Source organism: Enhygromyxa salina, from assembly GCF_002994615.1.
Classification (GTDB): domain Bacteria; phylum Myxococcota_A; class Polyangia; order Nannocystales; family Nannocystaceae; genus Plesiocystis; species Plesiocystis salina_A.
Genome location: NZ_PVNK01000167.1, coordinates 23,436 through 39,395, shown reverse-complemented (window position 1 = coordinate 39,395; position 15,960 = coordinate 23,436). Strand labels below are relative to the sequence as shown.

General features: G+C 70.6%; 12 protein-coding genes. 6 read left to right on the top strand and 6 right to left on the bottom strand.

Annotated elements, in window-relative coordinates; all coding sequences use genetic code 11:
- Positions 1 to 54: 54 nt before the first annotated feature.
- Entirely contained in the window at positions 55 to 2,286 is a 2,232-nt protein-coding gene (locus tag ENSA5_RS19140) for a hypothetical protein (protein ID WP_146155872.1), read from the bottom strand.
- 83 nt (positions 2,287 to 2,369) lie between these two features.
- On the opposite strand from ENSA5_RS19140, the gene ENSA5_RS19135 reads away from it, so the two are divergent.
- Positions 2,370 to 3,575 carry a phosphoglycerate dehydrogenase gene (locus ENSA5_RS19135; protein WP_106393121.1) on the top strand — a complete coding sequence of 402 codons (1,206 nt, stop codon included), beginning with the start codon at positions 2,370 to 2,372 and terminating at the stop codon, positions 3,573 to 3,575.
- A 5-nt stretch (positions 3,576 to 3,580) separates the two neighbouring features.
- On the top strand, positions 3,581 to 3,967 hold the full coding sequence (locus ENSA5_RS19130) for a sirohydrochlorin chelatase (protein ID WP_106393120.1): 387 nt from the start codon (positions 3,581 to 3,583) through the stop codon (positions 3,965 to 3,967).
- Here the strand turns inward: ENSA5_RS19130 and hflX are convergent.
- The 4 genes from hflX to ENSA5_RS19110 form a co-directional block, all read right to left on the bottom strand.
- Positions 3,957 to 5,792 (bottom strand): GTPase HflX, encoded by a 1,836-nt coding sequence (hflX, locus tag ENSA5_RS19125; protein WP_106393119.1) that lies wholly within the window; start codon positions 5,790 to 5,792, stop codon positions 3,957 to 3,959. The genes ENSA5_RS19130 and hflX overlap by 11 nt on opposite strands.
- Positions 5,793 to 5,882: 90 nt before the next feature.
- On the bottom strand, positions 5,883 to 7,859 hold the full coding sequence (locus tag ENSA5_RS19120; RefSeq protein WP_181197923.1) for a response regulator: 1,977 nt from the start codon (positions 7,857 to 7,859) through the stop codon (positions 5,883 to 5,885).
- Between the two features lie 481 nt (positions 7,860 to 8,340).
- On the bottom strand, positions 8,341 to 9,342 hold the full coding sequence (locus ENSA5_RS19115) for an anti-sigma factor family protein (RefSeq protein ID WP_146155871.1): 1,002 nt from the start codon (positions 9,340 to 9,342) through the stop codon (positions 8,341 to 8,343).
- Complete coding sequence (locus ENSA5_RS19110; protein WP_258182925.1) at positions 9,339 to 10,046, bottom strand: sigma-70 family RNA polymerase sigma factor; 708 nt, start codon at positions 10,044 to 10,046, stop codon at positions 9,339 to 9,341. Before ENSA5_RS19110 ends, ENSA5_RS19115 begins: the two co-directional genes overlap by 4 nt.
- Before the next feature lie 274 nt (positions 10,047 to 10,320).
- On the opposite strand from ENSA5_RS19110, the gene purB reads away from it, so the two are divergent.
- Entirely contained in the window at positions 10,321 to 11,772 is a 1,452-nt protein-coding gene (gene purB, locus ENSA5_RS19105) for an adenylosuccinate lyase (protein ID WP_258182924.1), read from the top strand.
- 92 nt (positions 11,773 to 11,864) lie between these two features.
- A complete protein-coding gene (add, locus tag ENSA5_RS19100) occupies positions 11,865 to 12,989 on the top strand; it encodes an adenosine deaminase (protein WP_106393116.1) in 1,125 nt (374 codons plus the stop codon).
- Positions 12,990 to 13,272: 283 nt separating this feature from the next.
- Here add and ENSA5_RS19095 read toward each other — a convergent pair whose 3' ends face one another.
- Positions 13,273 to 14,169 (bottom strand): TIGR01777 family oxidoreductase, encoded by an 897-nt coding sequence (locus ENSA5_RS19095; RefSeq protein ID WP_106393115.1) that lies wholly within the window; start codon positions 14,167 to 14,169, stop codon positions 13,273 to 13,275.
- A gap of 117 nt (positions 14,170 to 14,286) precedes the next feature.
- On the opposite strand from ENSA5_RS19095, the gene ENSA5_RS19090 reads away from it, so the two are divergent.
- Both ENSA5_RS19090 and ENSA5_RS19085 read left to right on the top strand, forming a co-directional pair.
- Entirely contained in the window at positions 14,287 to 15,426 is a 1,140-nt protein-coding gene (locus ENSA5_RS19090) for an OmpA family protein (protein WP_106393114.1), read from the top strand.
- A 60-nt stretch (positions 15,427 to 15,486) separates the two neighbouring features.
- Positions 15,487 to 15,918, top strand: coding sequence for a tellurite resistance TerB family protein (locus ENSA5_RS19085; protein ID WP_106393113.1), 432 nt, complete (start codon positions 15,487 to 15,489; stop codon positions 15,916 to 15,918).
- Positions 15,919 to 15,960 lie beyond the last annotated feature (42 nt).

Genomic DNA, 15,960 nt, shown 5'->3' with positions numbered 1-15,960 from the left:
TAGCAGTAATGGTGGAACTCGGGTACCGCGCAGTCCGGAGCTCGCTTTCGCCACTCACAGCGCGGCTTGCTGCTCGGCCAGCTCCGGGATCTCCGGGCCGTCGTCGCCGCGAGCGGGGCGACGGCGCTCGGCGAACCAGACCCGGTAGTAGCGCATCTTGATCTGCTGATCCTCGGGTGCCCGACGAGTACAGGTAGCGAGCTCGTCGCTGCCTTCGGGGGCTGCCCAGCGCAGCTCCGGGCAGTCGTTGGGGTTGTACGAGGTCTCGAAGGCTTCGGCCCGGGCGACCACCTCGTCGAGCCCGAGCTCCCAGTCCGACCCATCCGAGCGCTGATAGGTGATCGCGTGGGCCGGATCGGCCAGGAGCTGGGCGCGCTGCTCGTCGAGGTAGCTCATCGTCAGCTCGAATTGTTCGGGCGCGCCCTCGGGGTCGAGCCCGAAGGAGGCGGGGTTGCGGCGGACCTTGTCAGCGAAGCCAAGGACCACGTCCATCGCGATCAGGAGGCGAAGATCGCGAGCCGGGGTCGAGTAGTTCTCCCACGCGCCCGAGGTCTCGAACACGCTGTAACCCCAGGGCATCTCCACGATCTCGTCCGGGCGCTTTGCGTGGTACTCGACCCCGTTTCGAACCGAGGTCACGCGCACGCGCACGGCCTCGGCGAGGGCCGCGACGAGCTCGGCCTGGGCCGCGAAGGGGCTGCGCTGGCCGGGCGTGATCAGCCGCTCCATGAGGTCGTAAAACTCGATCGCCGACAGCTCCTGCTGCATCGAGGACACGTCGCCGTAGTCGCGCAGCGCGGCGATCGTGGCGTCGTCCATCTGCAGGAACATCGGGTTGTCAGCCTCGCTCGCGTTCATGATCGGACGGAAGGCCTTGAAGCCGCTGCCGCCGAGCTCGGGCTGGGTCTGGTTCCACAGGAAATTGCCCTCCCAGAAGCGCTTGCGCGTGATCGAGCCGTCGGGCTGGCCGTCGATCGCAAACAGGATCCCCGGCGAGCTGCCGCGCGGGGCGACGAGCTCGGCGAGGACCAGGATGTGCCCGTAGGGGTCGGCGTAGACGATCCCCGGGCGGAGGCCCCGTCGGTCGAGCTCGACCGGATACAGATCGCTCTTCGAGTCTCCGAACGCGCAGCGTCCGTTGCCCGTGTGCACGCTCCAGCCGATCGAGCGCTGGAAAAAATACTCCATCTTGTCGTTGTGGCTCGGGACCTCGGCGTTCGGCGGCGGCGGCTCGGGCTCGGCGGCTGACGCGACCGCAGCCGCGGACCCGAGCTCCGGATCCGGTTCAGAGCCCGGCTCCGGCTCCGGCTCCGGCTCTGGATCGATCCAGTGCGGGCGCCGATCCGGCGGATCGAGGTTGGTCCGCAGATCGAAGCAGTTTGGCGGGCGCTTCTTGCCCCGCGAGCACTTGCGGAACCCAAAGGGTAGCCCGCGCTTGTAGGCCCAGTAGGCGCGCAGGAAGTAGGGCGCGTCGGCGCAGTCGGGGACCAGCTCCAGGCCCTGGCTCGGGTGGTCCTCGCCGCGACCGAGGTGATCGTGCAGCAAGTTGCGCGCGGGGTCCGAGGTGACCTCCGACAGCGCCTTCCAGGCCAGGTCCTGATCGGCAGGGCCCGAGAACAGCTCGCGGATCCACGCGCTAAAGAGCGCCTCCTCGGCCGCGGTCCAGGCCCGCTCGTTGTCCCAGACCCGAGACAGATCGACCTCACTGTCGTCGCTGTAGTGGTACTGGCGGACCGTGAACCTCGAGCAGCGCAGGCCGGTCCCCTCGCGCCCGACGATGACCTGAAAGCGGCCGCCCTCGCGCGGGGTGAAGCGGGCCACGGTCGACGCCGGGACGCCCACGCGGTGGACCTGGGTCGTCTCGACCAGCTCGCCGTCGAGCTCGACCCGCAGCGCGAGGGCGTCCTCGCCGTCGAGGCTCGCGGCGATGACCCGGACCTCCTCGCCCTTGGCCGGGACCCGCGGCGAGACCACGATGCCGACGTCACGATCGCGCGCGCTTTGCTTGGGGCAGTCCCCCGCGAGCTCGGGCCCGGGCGCCGGGGGCGGCGGCGGAGCCTCGCGCTCGAAGCGGGCCATGAACTGGTCGAGCGGCTCGCGCTGCGGGCCGGGCTCTGCCTCGGCGTCCTCGCCACCGCCCTCCCCGCCTGCCTCGCCACCTGCCTCGCCGCCCCGCGCCGGCGGCTCGTCGGTCGAGCCGCGCTCACCTCGGCACCCGACGCTCGAGATCAACAGGGCCAGCAGGGCCAGCAGCCCCAGACCCCCCGAAAACGCAGCGCTTCGCACGCCCAGATGCATACCTACGCGACGCTCCGATTGCCAGGCGCTCACCCCACCCGAACGCGGGGTGCTGTGGTACCTGTTCCGGCGTGCGCATATTGATCGCTGATAAATTTGCCCCCCGCGGATGCGAAGCCCTGCGCGAGCTCGGCCACGAGGTGATCTCGGAGCCCGGCCTCAGCGCCGGTGATCTGCCCACCGCGCTCGCCGACCGGCGGCCCGAGGTCTTGGTCGTCCGCTCGACCAAGGTCAGCGAAGAGGCCTTCGCCGCCGGCGGCGAGCTCGCGCTGGTCGTCCGCGCGGGCGCCGGCGTCAACACGATCGATCTCGAGGCCGCGAGTCGGCGCGGGGTGTTCGTCGCCAACTGCCCGGGCAAAAACGCGATCGCGGTCGCCGAGCTCGCCTTCGGCTTGATCCTGGCCCTCGACCGCCGGATCTGCGAGGCCAACGCGGAGCTCGACAAGGGCGTGTGGAACAAGAAGGCCTACGGCAAGGGCCGGGGCTTGTACGGGCGCACCCTCGGGCTCGTCGGCTACGGCGCGATCGCCCGCGAGGTCGCGCTGCGGGCCCGGGCCTTCGGCATGCGCATCACCGCTCACGCTCCCCACATCGACCGCGACCACGCCGAGCAAGAGAAGGTCCAGGTCGCGGCGAGCCTCGACGAGCTGCTCGCGTCGAGCGACGTGGTCAGCATCCACGTTCCCTATCGCGAGAGCACCCGCCACCTGATCGGCGCCCGCGAGCTCGCGCTCATGCCCGAGGGCGCGCTGCTGATCCACACCGCGCGCGGCGGCGTGGTCGACGATCGCGCGCTCGCCGAGGCCGTGAGCAGCGGCCGCATCCGCGCCGGCCTCGACGTCTACGAAGACGAGCCCAGCAAGGGCGAGGCGCCCTTCGACAGCCAGCTGGCCAGGCTCGAGGGCGTCTACGGGACCCCGCACATCGGCGCCTCGACCCAGCAGGCCGGCGAGGCCATCGCCGCCGAGACCGTCCGCATCATCCGCGAGTTCACCGAGCGCGGCTCGGTCCCCAACGTCGTGAACCTCGACGCCGAGCACACCGGCCGCTTCACCCTCGTCGTCCGCCACCTCGATCGCGTGGGCGTGCTCGCCAAGATCCTGGCCGCGCTGCGCCGCCACCAGCTCAACGTTCAGACCATGAGCAACGTCGTGTTCAAGGGCGCCGACGGGGCCGCGTCGGCGACGATCGTGCTCGAGAACGAGCCCGACGCCGAGCTCCTCGACGACATCCGCGCCCACGAGGCCGTGCTCGGCGCAGATCTCCGGGCTATGTAGCGATCATGACTGACGAGCGAGCCCTGGTCCTGGTCGCGCACGGATCGCCCGATCCCGACTGGCGGCGGCCGCTCGAGCAGCTCCACGCCCAGCTCGCCGCGCAGCTCGGCGATCGGGTCGCCCTCGCCTACCTCGCCCACCCACCGGGCATCCCCGAGGTCGTCGCCGAGCTCGCCGCGATCGGTCACACCGAGATCCTGGTCGTCGCCGCGCTGCTCTCTCCGGGCGGGCGCCACGTCAAACAGGACATCCCCGCGGCCGTGGCCGAGGCCCGGTCGCGCTCGCCCGAGCTTCGCATCGAGCTCTCGCCCGGAGCCCTCGGCGACGACCCGCGGGTCATCGACGCCCTCGCCGCCGCCACGCTCTCGCGGCTGGATCCGGCTACTCGTTGAGCGCTGGCGGTTTGGCCTCGCCGCTGAGCTCGCCCTCGCCCGCGTCGGGCTCGGCCTCGGGCGGCTCGACGGCCGTCGCGGCGCCAGCCGGCACGACTCGCGGACCTCGGCCCGGCCCCGGCGCCTCGACCTTGCCCCGCGCCCACAGGTGATCCTCGATCGCCTCCATCAGCCGGCGCGTGCTCCGACGATCGAGGGCGCTGACCTGGTAGGTCCCGACCGCGAGCTCCGACTCCGGCATCAGGCGACTCTCGGGCAGGAGGTCACACTTGTTGAAGACCATGAAGCGATCGAGATCGGCGGCGCCGAGCTCGTCGAGGATCCGCTCCACGGCCTGGATCTGCTGGGTGTTGTCGGGATCGGTCGCGTCGACCACGTGAAGCAGCAGATCAGCCTCGGCGACCTCCTCGAGCGTGGCCGAGAAGGCCTGCATCAACGCCGGGGGCAAGTCGCGGATGAAGCCGACGGTGTCGAGCATGACGACCTCGCGCTCCTCGGGGAAGCGGACCCGCCGGACGGTCGGATCCAAGGTTGCGAACAGCTTGTCCTCGGCCCGGACCTCCGAGTCGGTCACGGTGTTGAGCAAGGTGCTCTTGCCCGCGTTGGTGTAGCCGACGATCGCTACGACCGGGACCTCGCTGCGGCGGCGCCGGGCTCGTCGCTGCTCACGCTGGCGGCGGAGGTGGACGAGGCGCTTGTCCAGCTCGTTGATCCGGGCCTGGGCTCGACGCCGATCGATCTCGAGCTTGGTCTCGCCGGGCCCGCGGCCGCCGATGCCGCCAGCGAGGCGCGACATCATCGTGCCCTTGCCGACCATGCGCGGCAGCCGATAGCGCAGCTGCGCGAGCTCGACCTGGAGCTTGCCGTCGCTGCTGCGCGCATGCTGGGCGAAGATGTCGAGGATCAGCATGGTCCGATCGATGACCATCAGATCGGTCTGCGTCGAGATCACGCGGGCCTGTGAAGCCGACAGCTCGGGATCACAGATCAGCAGCTCGACGTCCTGCTCGAGCGCGCGAACCAAGACCTCGCGCAGCTTCCCGGAGCCCAGGAAGGTCTTGGGATCGGGGTAGCGCCGACGCTGGACCACGAGCTCGACGAGCTGGACCCCCGCCGTTCGACACAGCTCGCGCAGCTCGGCCTGGCGGGCCTCGATCCCGCCTTGGCGGTTCATCTCGTCGGAGTGAACCTGAAGGACCATCGCCCGGGTCCCGTGCCCAGCGGCGACCGTCCGGGCGGTGGCCTGGACGAGCTCGCCCTCGAGCTCTCGGATGAAGGCCGTGAAGTCCGTCGGCAGCTCCGGGCGCGGATGGCCCACGCGGTCGCGGCCGCCAGCGTCGGGCGAGAGCAGCGCGAGCGGAGCCCGGGCGAAGCTGCGCAGCTCGAACCCGCGCTGGTCGTCGCGGGCCGGCTGCAAGCTGGCGAGATCGACCTGGACGCCGCCGGGGCTGTCGTGCAGCGCCGCGATCAGATCGAGGCGCAGCTTGGCGAGGTCGGCGAGCTCCTCGCGGTCGAGAGGGTCCGGCACGAGGTGACTCGAGACCAGACGAATGCCACGCAGGCGCCCGTCGGCGCCGCGCACACGCTCGAACTCCGGCAGCTCGAGGCTGTGGGCGTCGCCGAGGATCACCCGGCTGATGCGCCCGCGGCGATCGATGAACAGCCCGATGCGTCGGTTGAGCTCGTGCGAGAGCGCCAGCAAGTCGCGCGCGAGCGGGCCGGTCACGACCTGATCGGCTGGCACCCGCCGCTCACCGAGGCGCCCGAGCGCCCGAGCTTGACTCGGCTTGAGGTTGGAAGTGTCGCCGTGGACGACGTCGCTCATGTCAGTTTGGGGCTCTCTCGAGCTGAGGGCACAACGTGACCGCGGTCATCCGCGCACGCAAGCGCAAAGGAATGACCGAGCTCGTGGAGCTCAATCGAGTACCTTCAAGGCCACGGCCAGGGCCTGCTGGGCGCGCTGGGCTGCGTCTGTCCGAGCCGCGAGCTGTTGCTCGAGCTCGCCTTGCTTGGCCTCGAGCGAGGCGAGGCGCTGTCCGAGGGTGGACTCGAGCTCCTGGGCCTCGGACCGCGCCGTGGCCAGCTCGCCCTCGAGGCGCTCGATCGAAGCCTGGCCCTCGGCGAGCTGCTCGTCGAGCGCCTGCTTCTCGCTCGCGGCGGCCGCCTTCGCGGCCTCGGCGTCCGCCTTTGCGGCCTCGGCGGCCTCGGCGGCCTCCTTCATCTGGATCCGCATCTGATCCGCGCGCTGCTCGAGGAACTCGAGCTCCGACCGGCTCTCCTCGGTTTGGCTGGCGATCTTGGCCTGGAGCTCGGCGAGCTGCTCGTCGCGTTCAGCGAGCTGAGCCTCGGCCGCCTCGAGCTTCTCGCCGAGTTCCCCGCGCAGCTCGTTGGCCTGAGCTTGCGCGGCCTCGAGCTGCTGAGCTTGCTCGCTGAGCTGAGCCTCGGCCGCCTCGAGCTTCTGACCGAGCTCCGCGAGCGCGGTCTTTTGCTCATCGAGCTCGCTCGTCAGCGCGTCGCGCTCGGCCTGGGTCGAGCCGAGCTCGGCCTCGAGCTGCTGCGCCTGGGCCTCGAACTCCGCGGCCTTGCTCGCGAGCTCGGTCTTGGCGCCTTCGAACTCGGCCCGGGACTTGTCGGCCTCGTCGAGCTTGGCCTCGAGATCCTTGACCTTGTTCTGGGCGACCTCGAGCCGGTTCTTGAGCCCCTCCTCGCGCTTGCGCGTGGTCTCGGCGTTGCGGCCCGCGGCCTCGCTCTGCTCCTGGGCCTCGATGATCTGCTCTTCGAGCTGCAGCGCGCGGCCCTCGGCCTCGCTGACCTGCGCCTCGAGCTGACGGCTGCGATGCTTGGCGTCGAGGATCGCCCGGTCCTTGTGCTCGAGGTCGTCGCGCAGGGACAGGAGCTCGCGCTCTTTTTTGTTGAGCTCGGACTTGAGGCGCAAGACCTCGCGTCGCGCCGACAGGTTGCCGCTCGAGGTCTCACGCTCGCGGCGGTCTGGCGCCGCCGAGGTGGCCGGCTCGAGCTCGACCGAGACCTCGTCCCGCTCGGGTGCCGGCTCGGGCTCGGGCTCGGGCTCCGGCTCGGGCTCCGGCTCGGCTTCGAACTCCGGCTCGGCTTCGAACTCCGGCTCGGGCTCGGGTGCCGGCTCCGGCTCGAAGTCCCCGGCCTGGATGGCCTCGTCTGGCGGGACCTCGAACTCGTCGTCGTCGTCGTCGGCGAAGGTCAGGGCGTCGAACGCCGCGTCGGTCTCGGCCGCGAGATCGATGACCGGCTCGGCCGCGAGCTCGGCGACCGGCTCCGCGACCGGCTCGGCGACCGGCTCGTCCGCGAGCTCGGCGATCGGCTCCGCGGCGAGCTCGGCGACCGGCTCGTCCTCGCTCTCGTCGAAGTCGATGTCCCCGAAGTCGGCGTCGAGATCGACCTCCTCGATGAGGTCGTCGTCGTCCTCGACGGCGATCGTGGCGGCGGCGGTCGCGGCGGCGGCGGTCTCGCCGTTGCTGCCGGGCGGCGGCGTGATCGGCTCGCCGGGCAGCGGCAGCAGGGTTCGCACGGTGTCGAGCAAGGTGTCACCGGTGACCGGCAGGCGCATGTACTCGTCGGCGCGAGTCTTGAGCTTGCCGTGCTGGGCGAACACGTCATCGGCGACGTCCGACGCGTACATGATCAGCGGGATGTACTTGGTCTCGTCGTTGCGCCGCAGCTTGTTGCAGACCGAGAAGCCCGAAGCCCCGGGCAGCTCGACTCGCAAGAAGATGATGTCGGGCGTGACGGTGCGCGCGAGCGTCATCGCCTCGGTCGGCTCATGCGAGGTCGTGAACTCCAGACCGTAGGGGGTCAGCGAGCTCTCGATCACGGTGCGGGCGTTGGCGTCGGCGTCGATAATCAGCGCGGCGAACACGGGAAGCGAGATTATCTGCTCTAGGAGCCCGTGGCGCAACCCATCGTGTCGCCTCGCGCCGGATTTTTCGTCGAGGGCTGTGTCGCCAAAACTTGAAGTGGGCCGACCACTGCAAGTTTTGGCGACACAGCCCTCGGCGAAAGGCCAAACGGGACGGCGCGAGGGGGTGCTCCGCGAGGTCCCGGGAGCCCTTCACCAGCCCCGCGATCGGACCTCGAATTTGACGAGGTGGGCCGGTCCGAGCGGGCATCCAGGCGATTTGCAACCTGGCACCCGGAGTCTGTGCTAGCAGCCCGGGGTGCAATGCATCGTGTCGCCTCGCGCCGGAATTTGCGCCGAGAGCGCGAAGCCAAAACGCCGCTGTACCGGGCGTACTGCAAGTTTTGGCGACAAAGCCCTCGGCGAAAAGGCCAAGCGAGGCGGCGCTAGGCATTGCACCCCGGGCTGCTAGGCCAAAGCCCGACCTCGGTGGCCTGCCAGCTCAGCCCTCGTGGGCGCGCCGGAGCGCGTCGGCCACGATCAGGAGGCCATGAAAATCTGGCTCGTCGACGCTGACGCCCGCGCCGACTCGCGCGTCTCCGCCCTCGAGGATGAAGCCATGATGCACGCGGCCGAGCTCGAATTCCAGCTGCGCGCGGCCCTGGGCATCGCGGGCGAGGTAGTAGTCGTGACCGCGGAAGGACTGCCGAAGCCCATGCAGCGGAGCGACGCCTGCCCGGCGCTGACGGTCGACCATGACCGCCCCGCCACCGTCACGGTAGCGAACCATCGCCGATGAGCCCGGCGCCCGCTCGGAGTCGCTGACCAGCGCCACGTCGGCGGGCAAGGATCGCGGCGGCGCGACCTGGACGGCGAACCCGAGGTTCTCGCTCAGGTCCGCGGCGCTCGGGAGCTCCGACCCCGAGGCGACCCGGCCCGCGGCTGCGGCGGGGGGCGTCGCGGCGGGGGGCGTCGCGGCGACGCTCGGCTGGGGCTCGGGCTGCGCGTCGTCGTGGTCGCCGCCGCCGCGCTTGGACAGCTCGATCGAGTGGGCCATGCCGCCCTCGACGAGGGCCCCGTCGAGCCCGACGCCGCCGCCGCCGAGGCCACCCTCGAGCCAGCCGGCGTTGTTGGCCACGACAAAGAGCACCGCGGCCGCGGCCGCGGCCGGGACCATCAGCATCGCGCCGCGCCCGAAGGCCTTGATGCGACCGACGACCGGCGCAAACCACCCGCGCTGCTCGGCCGCGCGCTGCTCGGCCTCGACGGCGTCGAGATCGGCGAGGATCCGCTCGCGCAGTCCGGCCGGCGCGAGCTCGCGCTCGAGCGATCGCAGGGCCGCGCGGACGCCTTGCTGCTCGCGCACGATCGCCTGGTACTCCGGGTTGATTGCGATCTGTCGGGCCACGAGCTCGTGCTCGTCGTCCGACAGCTCGCCATCGACGAAGGGCTGCAGCAGCGCCACAACCTCGGCGTGATCCGGGTCGACTGGTTCCAAAGTCATGCTTTCCTTCTCCGATCCCGATACGCCGCGAGGTCGACGGCGTCCTTGGTCGATATCTTCTCGGTAGTCTCTTCGCGCGCGGGCTTCGAGCCCTTGCGAGCCCGGCTCGAGCCGCGCTGTCCGGCCGGTGGGTCGCCCTCGTCGACCATCCCGATCTCGACGGCGTGGTCGTAGAGGAGCTTGTGGAGGATCTTGCGCCCGCGGTAGATGCGGCTCATGACCGTGCCGATCGGGCAGTCCATGACCTCGGCGATCTCTTTGTAGGACAGCCCCTCGAGGTCGGCGAGGGTCACGGCGAGGCGGTAGTCCGGCGGCAGCGAGTCGAGGGCCTCGCGGATCCTCGCCCGCGTGATCTGCGAGTTCACGGCCTCTTCGGGCCCCGGCGGGTGGCTGGTCGAGTTCCCGGTTGCGACCGCGGGCCCGAGCGAGCGCACCTGCGCGCTGACGTCGTTCTGGAACCGGCGCTTGCGGCCGCGGCGGTGATAGCCGTTGATGAAGGTGTTGCGCAGGATGGTGAACAGCCAGGCCTTGATGTTCGTGCCCTGCTTGAAGGTGTCCCAAAACCGAAACGCCCGGACCATCGCATCTTGGACGAGATCCTCGGCCTCCGCGGGGTCACGGGTCAGGCGCATCGCTGCGCCGTAGAGGTTGTCAGTGAGAGGGAGGGCGGTTTGTTCGAACTCGCGCCTGGCGGCTGCTTCCATTGCGGGGTCTGAACTGGACTCGCTCATCGCTATTCCTGAGGGATTCCCCCCGGAGGGGTCGGGGGCCGAAAGCGCCCTGAGGGTCATCCTTTCGGGTATCTGAGGCCGGTTGGGGGCCGGCCCCTCGCCCGGCGCGCCGAGCGACGGTCGAGGCGATGACGTGAAATCCCTCACCTGTTCGGTGATCGTGTCGACCTCGCGGGGGGCAGCGTCGGCGTGGAGCATAACTCAGCCCCGGGCTTGTGGCCCCAGGCGCGGGCGATATCCTGCCTCGGTGAGCGCGCCAAACGACCCGGATCCGGACTACCGCAGCCCCCTGTCGAGCCGCTACGCGACCCGGGAGATGCTGGCGAATTTCTCCGATCGGCGGCGGGCGCTGCTGTGGCGCGACCTGTGGATCGCCCTCGCCCGGGCCGAGGCCGCGCTCGGGGTCGGGATCGACGACGAGCAGCTCGCGGCGCTCGAGCGGACCCGCGCCGAGATCGATTTTGGCCGCGTGGCCGAGCTCGAGGCCAGCTTGCGCCACGACGTCATGGCCCACGTCCACCACTACGGCGAGCTCGCCGGGCCCGAGGCCGCCAAGATCATCCACCTCGGCGCGACCAGCTGCTTCGTGACCGACAACGCCGAGCTCGTGATGCTCCGCGCCGGGCTCGAGCTGATCATGGATCGGCTCTACACGACCCTGAAGCAGCTCCGGGCCTTCGCCGCCCAGTGGCGGGCCGAGCCGATCCAGGCCTACACCCACTTCCAGCCCGCGCAGCTGACGACTGTCGGCAAGCGCGCGTGCCTGTGGGCCCAGGACTTCGCCTACGACCTCGACAGCCTCGAGCAGCTCGTCGGCCGCCTGCCGCTGCGCGGGGTCAAGGGCACCACGGGCACCCAGGCCTCCTTCCTCCAGCTCTTCGCGGGCGCCGACGACGCCCACGCCAAGGTCCGCGAGCTCGACCGCCGGGTCTGCGAGGCCATGGGCTTCGAGCGCTCGATCCCCGTGTCGGGCCAGACCTACACCCGCAAGCTCGACACCTGGGTGGTCTCGACCCTGGCCGACGTCGCGGGCTCGGCGGCCAAGTTTGCGACCGACATGCGCCTGCTCGCCCACGAGCGCGAGCTCGAGGAGCCCTTCGGGACCAAGCAGATCGGCTCGTCGGCGATGGCCTACAAGCGCAACCCGATGCGCAGCGAACGGATCTGCTCTCTCGCTCGCTTCGTCCACTCCCTCGCGACCAGCCCGCGAGAGACCCACGCCAACCAATGGTTGGAGCGGACCCTCGACGACAGCGCCAACCGCCGCCTGGTCCTGACCGAGGCCTTCCTGGCGACCGACGCGATCCTCAACCTGGTCGTCGACGTCAGCGCCGGGCTCGTCGTCAACCCGGCGATGCTGCGCAAGAACATGGCCGACGAGCTGCCCTTCATGGCGACCGAGAACGTGCTCATGCGCGCGGTCGAGGCCGGCGGGGATCGCCAGGCCCTGCACGAGCGCATCCGCGAGCTCAGCCTCGAGGCCGCGGCCGAGCTCAAGGCCGGACGCGCCAACGACCTCGTCGCCCGGATGCGTGCCGACCCCGAGCTCGGGCCCCACGTCAGCGAGCACAGCCTCGCGCCCGACCACTACGTCGGGCGGGCGCCCGAGCAGGTCGACGACTACCTCGCGCAGCTCGACGAGCTCCTCGCCCGCCACGCCGAGCGCGACGGTCGATTCGAGGCCCGGGTCCGGGTCTGACCGGCGCGCCGCCCAAGCGAGCGCACGATCAAAGGTTTCTGAACAGGCGCCCCGCTGACGGGGTCCTCGCGGTGCGCTATGGTGGGCCGCAGGTGAACGAGCTCCCTCTGTCATTTTTCCAACGCCTGCCCAAGACCGATCTACACGTCCATCTCGACGGGTCGCTGCGGGTCGAGACCATCTTGGAGCTCGCCAACGAGCAGGGCCTCGAGCTCCCGGCCACCGACGTGCCCGGGCTGCGCTCGGCCCTCCACGCGGGCGAGAACACCGGCAGCCTCGTCAAGTATCTCGAGGCCTTCGACATCACCTTGCGCGTGCTCCAGACCGAGGACGCCCTGTACCGCGTGGCCTACGAGCTCGCCGAGGACGCCGCGGCCGAGAACGTGCGCTACATGGAGGTCCGCTACTCGCCGATGCTCCACGTCCGCGAGGACCTGCGCCTGACCGAGGTCGTCGAGACCGTGCTCCGCGGGCTCCACGACGCCGAGACCGACCACGGCATCGAGAGCAAGCTGATCCTGTGCGGGATCCGCAACATCTCGCCCGAGAGCAGCCTCGAGATGGCCGAGCTCGTGGTCGCCTACAAGGGCCGCGGCGTCGTCGGCTTCGACCTCGCCGGGGCCGAGTACGACTACCCGGCCAAGGACCACCAAGAGGCCTTCGCGCTGGTCCGGCGCAACAACATCAACGTCACGATCCACGCGGGCGAGGCCTACGGGCCCCCGTCGATCGCCCAGGCGCTGCACGACTGCGGCGCCCACCGGATCGGCCACGGCTGCCGCCTGCGCGAGGACGGGGACCTGCTCCACTACGTCGTCGATCACCGCATCCCGCTCGAGTGCTGCCCCTCGTCCAACGTCCAGACCGGGGCCATCGCCTCGCTCGAGACCCACCCGCTGCGCCTCTACAAGAACCTCGGCGCGCGCGTGACCATCAACACCGACAACCGCCTGATCACCGACACCACGGTGTCCAAGGAGCTGTGGCTGGCCCACACCCAGATCGGGCTGAGCTTCTCGGACATCCACCAGATCATCATCAACGGGTTCAAGAGCGCGTTCTTGCCCTTCCACGAGAAGCAGCGCTACCTCGCCTCGGTCAGCAAGCAGCTCGACGCCTTCGCAGCCGACGGCACGATCGACGAGGCCAAGCTCGAGGCCGCGAGGCAGGCCCACGCCCGCAAGCAGGCCCTGCCCGCCACCGTCACCGCCGAGTGATGCCCCCCGCGGGGGCTGTGAGCGGGGGCTATTTTCCCCGCGTTCCCAGCCCAGGGGGCCGAGCGAAGCGAGGTTGCGGTGCTGCGAAGCAGCGCCGGGGCTGTGAGCGGGGGCTATTTTCCCCGCGTTCCCAGCCCAGGGGGCCGAGCGAAGCGAGGTTGCGGTGCTGCGAAGCAGCGCCGGGGCTGGGAGCGGGGGCTATTTTCCCCGCGTTCCCAGCCCAGGGGGCCGAGCGAAGCGAGGTTGCGGTGCTGCGAAGCAGCGCCGGGGCTGGGAGCGCGGGCTATAATAGCCCCCGCAGGGCTGGCTCGAGCTCGGGGTAGCTGAACTCGAAGCCGGCCTCGAGCAAGCGCATCGGCGCGACGCGCTGGCCCTGCAGCAGCAGCGCGTCGCCCATCTGGCCGAGCAGCGCGCGCACGGCCAGCTTGGGCAGCGGCACGATGCTGGGCCGGTGGAGCACCCGCGCGAGCGAGTCGGTGAAGTCGGCGTTGCGGACCGGGTTGGGCGCCACGACGTTGAAGGCTCCGCGGGCGTCGTCGTGATCGAGCATGAACAGCAGGGCGTCGACGACGTCCTGGCGGTGGACCCAGGCCATCCACTGCTCGCCGCTGCCGATCTTGCCGCCGAGGCCGAGGCGAAAGGGGGTGAGCATCTTGGCGAGCGCGCCGCCGTGTCCGTCGAGGACGACCCCGAAGCGGGCGAGGCACAGGCGCACCCCGGGCTCGTCGAGGGCCTCGACCGTGCGCGCCGTCGCCTCCCAGGCCTGCGTGACCTCGACCAAGAACGCGTCGGATCGCCCCGGGTCGCTGCGCTCGGACAGGACCTCGTCGCCGCGGTCGCCGTAGAGCCCGACCGCCGAGGCGTTGACGAGGACCTTCGGCCGCGGGCTGGCCTGGGCGAGGGCCTCGATGATCGTCTGGGTCCCGCGCACCCGGCTGTCACGGATCCGGGCCTTCTTCGCCGCGGTCCAGCGCCCGGCGATGCTCTCGCCCGCGAGGTTGACCACGGCGTCGAAGCCCGACAGCGCGTCGCCGTGCTCGAAGCCCGCGTGCGGATCCCAGAGGATCGTGGAGCCGCCCCGCTTGCGCGAGATGCCGACGGCCTCATCCCCGCGCTCGCGCAGCGCGTCGCTAAGCGCCCCGCCGATCAGTCCGCTGGCCCCGGTTATCGCCACGCGCATCGCCGACCAGGGTAGGCTGCCAATTGCCTGGTTTCCACGCCGAGGCCCTCGCTCGCAAAATCGACGCGCTCAGACCCCGCGGATCGGCGCGCTGAGGTAGGCTAGCGGGTAGACGAGATGATCCGGTCCAGGCCGCATGCCGCGTGCGTCGCTGCGCTGCTGATGACGAGCGCCGCGTGCGTGAGCTTGCCGGCCGCCGCCCCCGTGCAGTTCGCGGTCGACGACGACCAGCTGCGCGACCCTCGATCGCAGCGCGAGCTCGACGACGCCGCGCACGCGCTGCGCGAGGATCCGGACCTCCACCTGCTGATCATCGGCCACGCCGACGAAGACAACACCGAGGGCTACAACCGCGCGCTCTCGCGGCGCCGCGCCGAGCACGTCCGCGCCCGGATCGTCGCGGCTGGGGGCACCGAGGCACAGCTCGACGCCCGCGTCCACGTCGAGGCCCGGGGCGAGTGGGACGCCAGCGACCCGGGCTCCGACGACGACGCCAAGGCCCGCAACCGCCGGGTCGAGCTGCGCTTTTACTATCCGCGCCGCTGCGAGCCGAGCTTCGACTCCACCTTCTTGGCCTGCGAGTGGGCCCGACTGCCCGAGCCCGAGCCCGAGCCCGAGCCCGAGCCCGAGCCCGAGCCCAAGCCCGAGCCGCCGAGCGCGACCCCCGAAGCGCTCACCGATCCCCCCACGCGCGAGCGGCAAGATTTTCGGGGGCCCTACGTGTTCGGGCTCGGCGGCTACGCGATCAGCTCGGCCGAGTATCTGCGCCAGCACGGCCGCTGGGGCCTCGGCGCCGGCTACCTCTGGGGCTCCGAGGACGAGTTTCGAATCGCGCTCGGGCTCGACTTCGACCACCTCGTCGACGTCGGCTTCGTGTTCCCCCAGACCGACAGCTGCGCCCCTTTTTGCGCCGAGGTCGAGCGCAGCCGCCTGCGCGTCGTGCCCGAGCTGCGCCTCGGCGGCGCCCGGGGTGGGCTGTGGGGCTGGCTGCGGCTCTCGGCCGGCCTCGCCCTCCACCACCGCGAGGCCCAGCTGCGCGACGAGCCCGGCCAGGCTGATCCAACGATCCTCGCCGAGGGGCGCTGGAACCCCGGGGCCGTGTTCGGGATCGGCCCTGGCGTTGCGATCACTCTCACCGCCCACCTCTTCCTGCTCATCGAGGCGACCGTGAGCTACTCGCTGATCCCGGGGATCGACGGTGGAGGGGGCGGATCCGGGATATATGACGCTGGCGCGGGGCTGGGATGGGTGTTCTGAGGCGGTCAGCGAAGGGCCTGGTCAGTACCGCGGTCCGTGGGGTACGCTGCGCGCCGAGCCATGTTCGATTTCCCCATTGCCGAGCTGATCACGCCCGAGGAACAAGTCGCCGTCGCCCGCTGCGTCGCCATCATGGCGTCCAAGGACGACGACGTCGCCGACAGCGAGCGTCACTTCGTCGAAGAGCTGATGGGGCAAATGATGCTGCTCCCCGAGGAGCGCGATCGCGTGCGCCACGAGTTCGACGCTCCCCGCGACATCGTCGAGGTCGCCAAGGGCGTCAAGCACCGCGAGGCGCGGATCTTCTTGTACTACCAGGCCGTGTGCGCCGCGATGGCCGACAACGTGCTCGTCGACGGTGAGCTCGACGCCCTGCTCACGCTCGCCGAGGCCTTCGAGTTCGATGGCGACGTCGCGCGGCTGTTCATCACGTGGGTCCAAGACAGCTTGGAGCTGCGCGAGCGCGGCCAGCAGCTCCTGATGGAGCTGTAGTCACGGGCCGAGCTCTAGCAGCCCGGGGTGCTAGTCGATCGG

Coding starts and splice junctions, on each gene's coding strand:
- ENSA5_RS19130 (WP_106393120.1), top strand. CDS start 3,581: ATGACTGACGAGCGAGCCCTGGTCCTGGTCGCGCACGGATCGCCCGAT.
- hflX (WP_106393119.1), bottom strand. CDS start 5,792: ATGAGCGACGTCGTCCACGGCGACACTTCCAACCTCAAGCCGAGTCAA.
- ENSA5_RS19115 (WP_146155871.1), bottom strand. CDS start 9,342: ATGACTTTGGAACCAGTCGACCCGGATCACGCCGAGGTTGTGGCGCTG.
- ENSA5_RS19110 (WP_258182925.1), bottom strand. CDS start 10,046: ATGGAAGCAGCCGCCAGGCGCGAGTTCGAACAAACCGCCCTCCCTCTC.
- ENSA5_RS19095 (WP_106393115.1), bottom strand. CDS start 14,169: ATGCGCGTGGCGATAACCGGGGCCAGCGGACTGATCGGCGGGGCGCTT.
- ENSA5_RS19090 (WP_106393114.1), top strand. CDS start 14,287: ATGATCCGGTCCAGGCCGCATGCCGCGTGCGTCGCTGCGCTGCTGATG.
- ENSA5_RS19085 (WP_106393113.1), top strand. CDS start 15,487: ATGTTCGATTTCCCCATTGCCGAGCTGATCACGCCCGAGGAACAAGTC.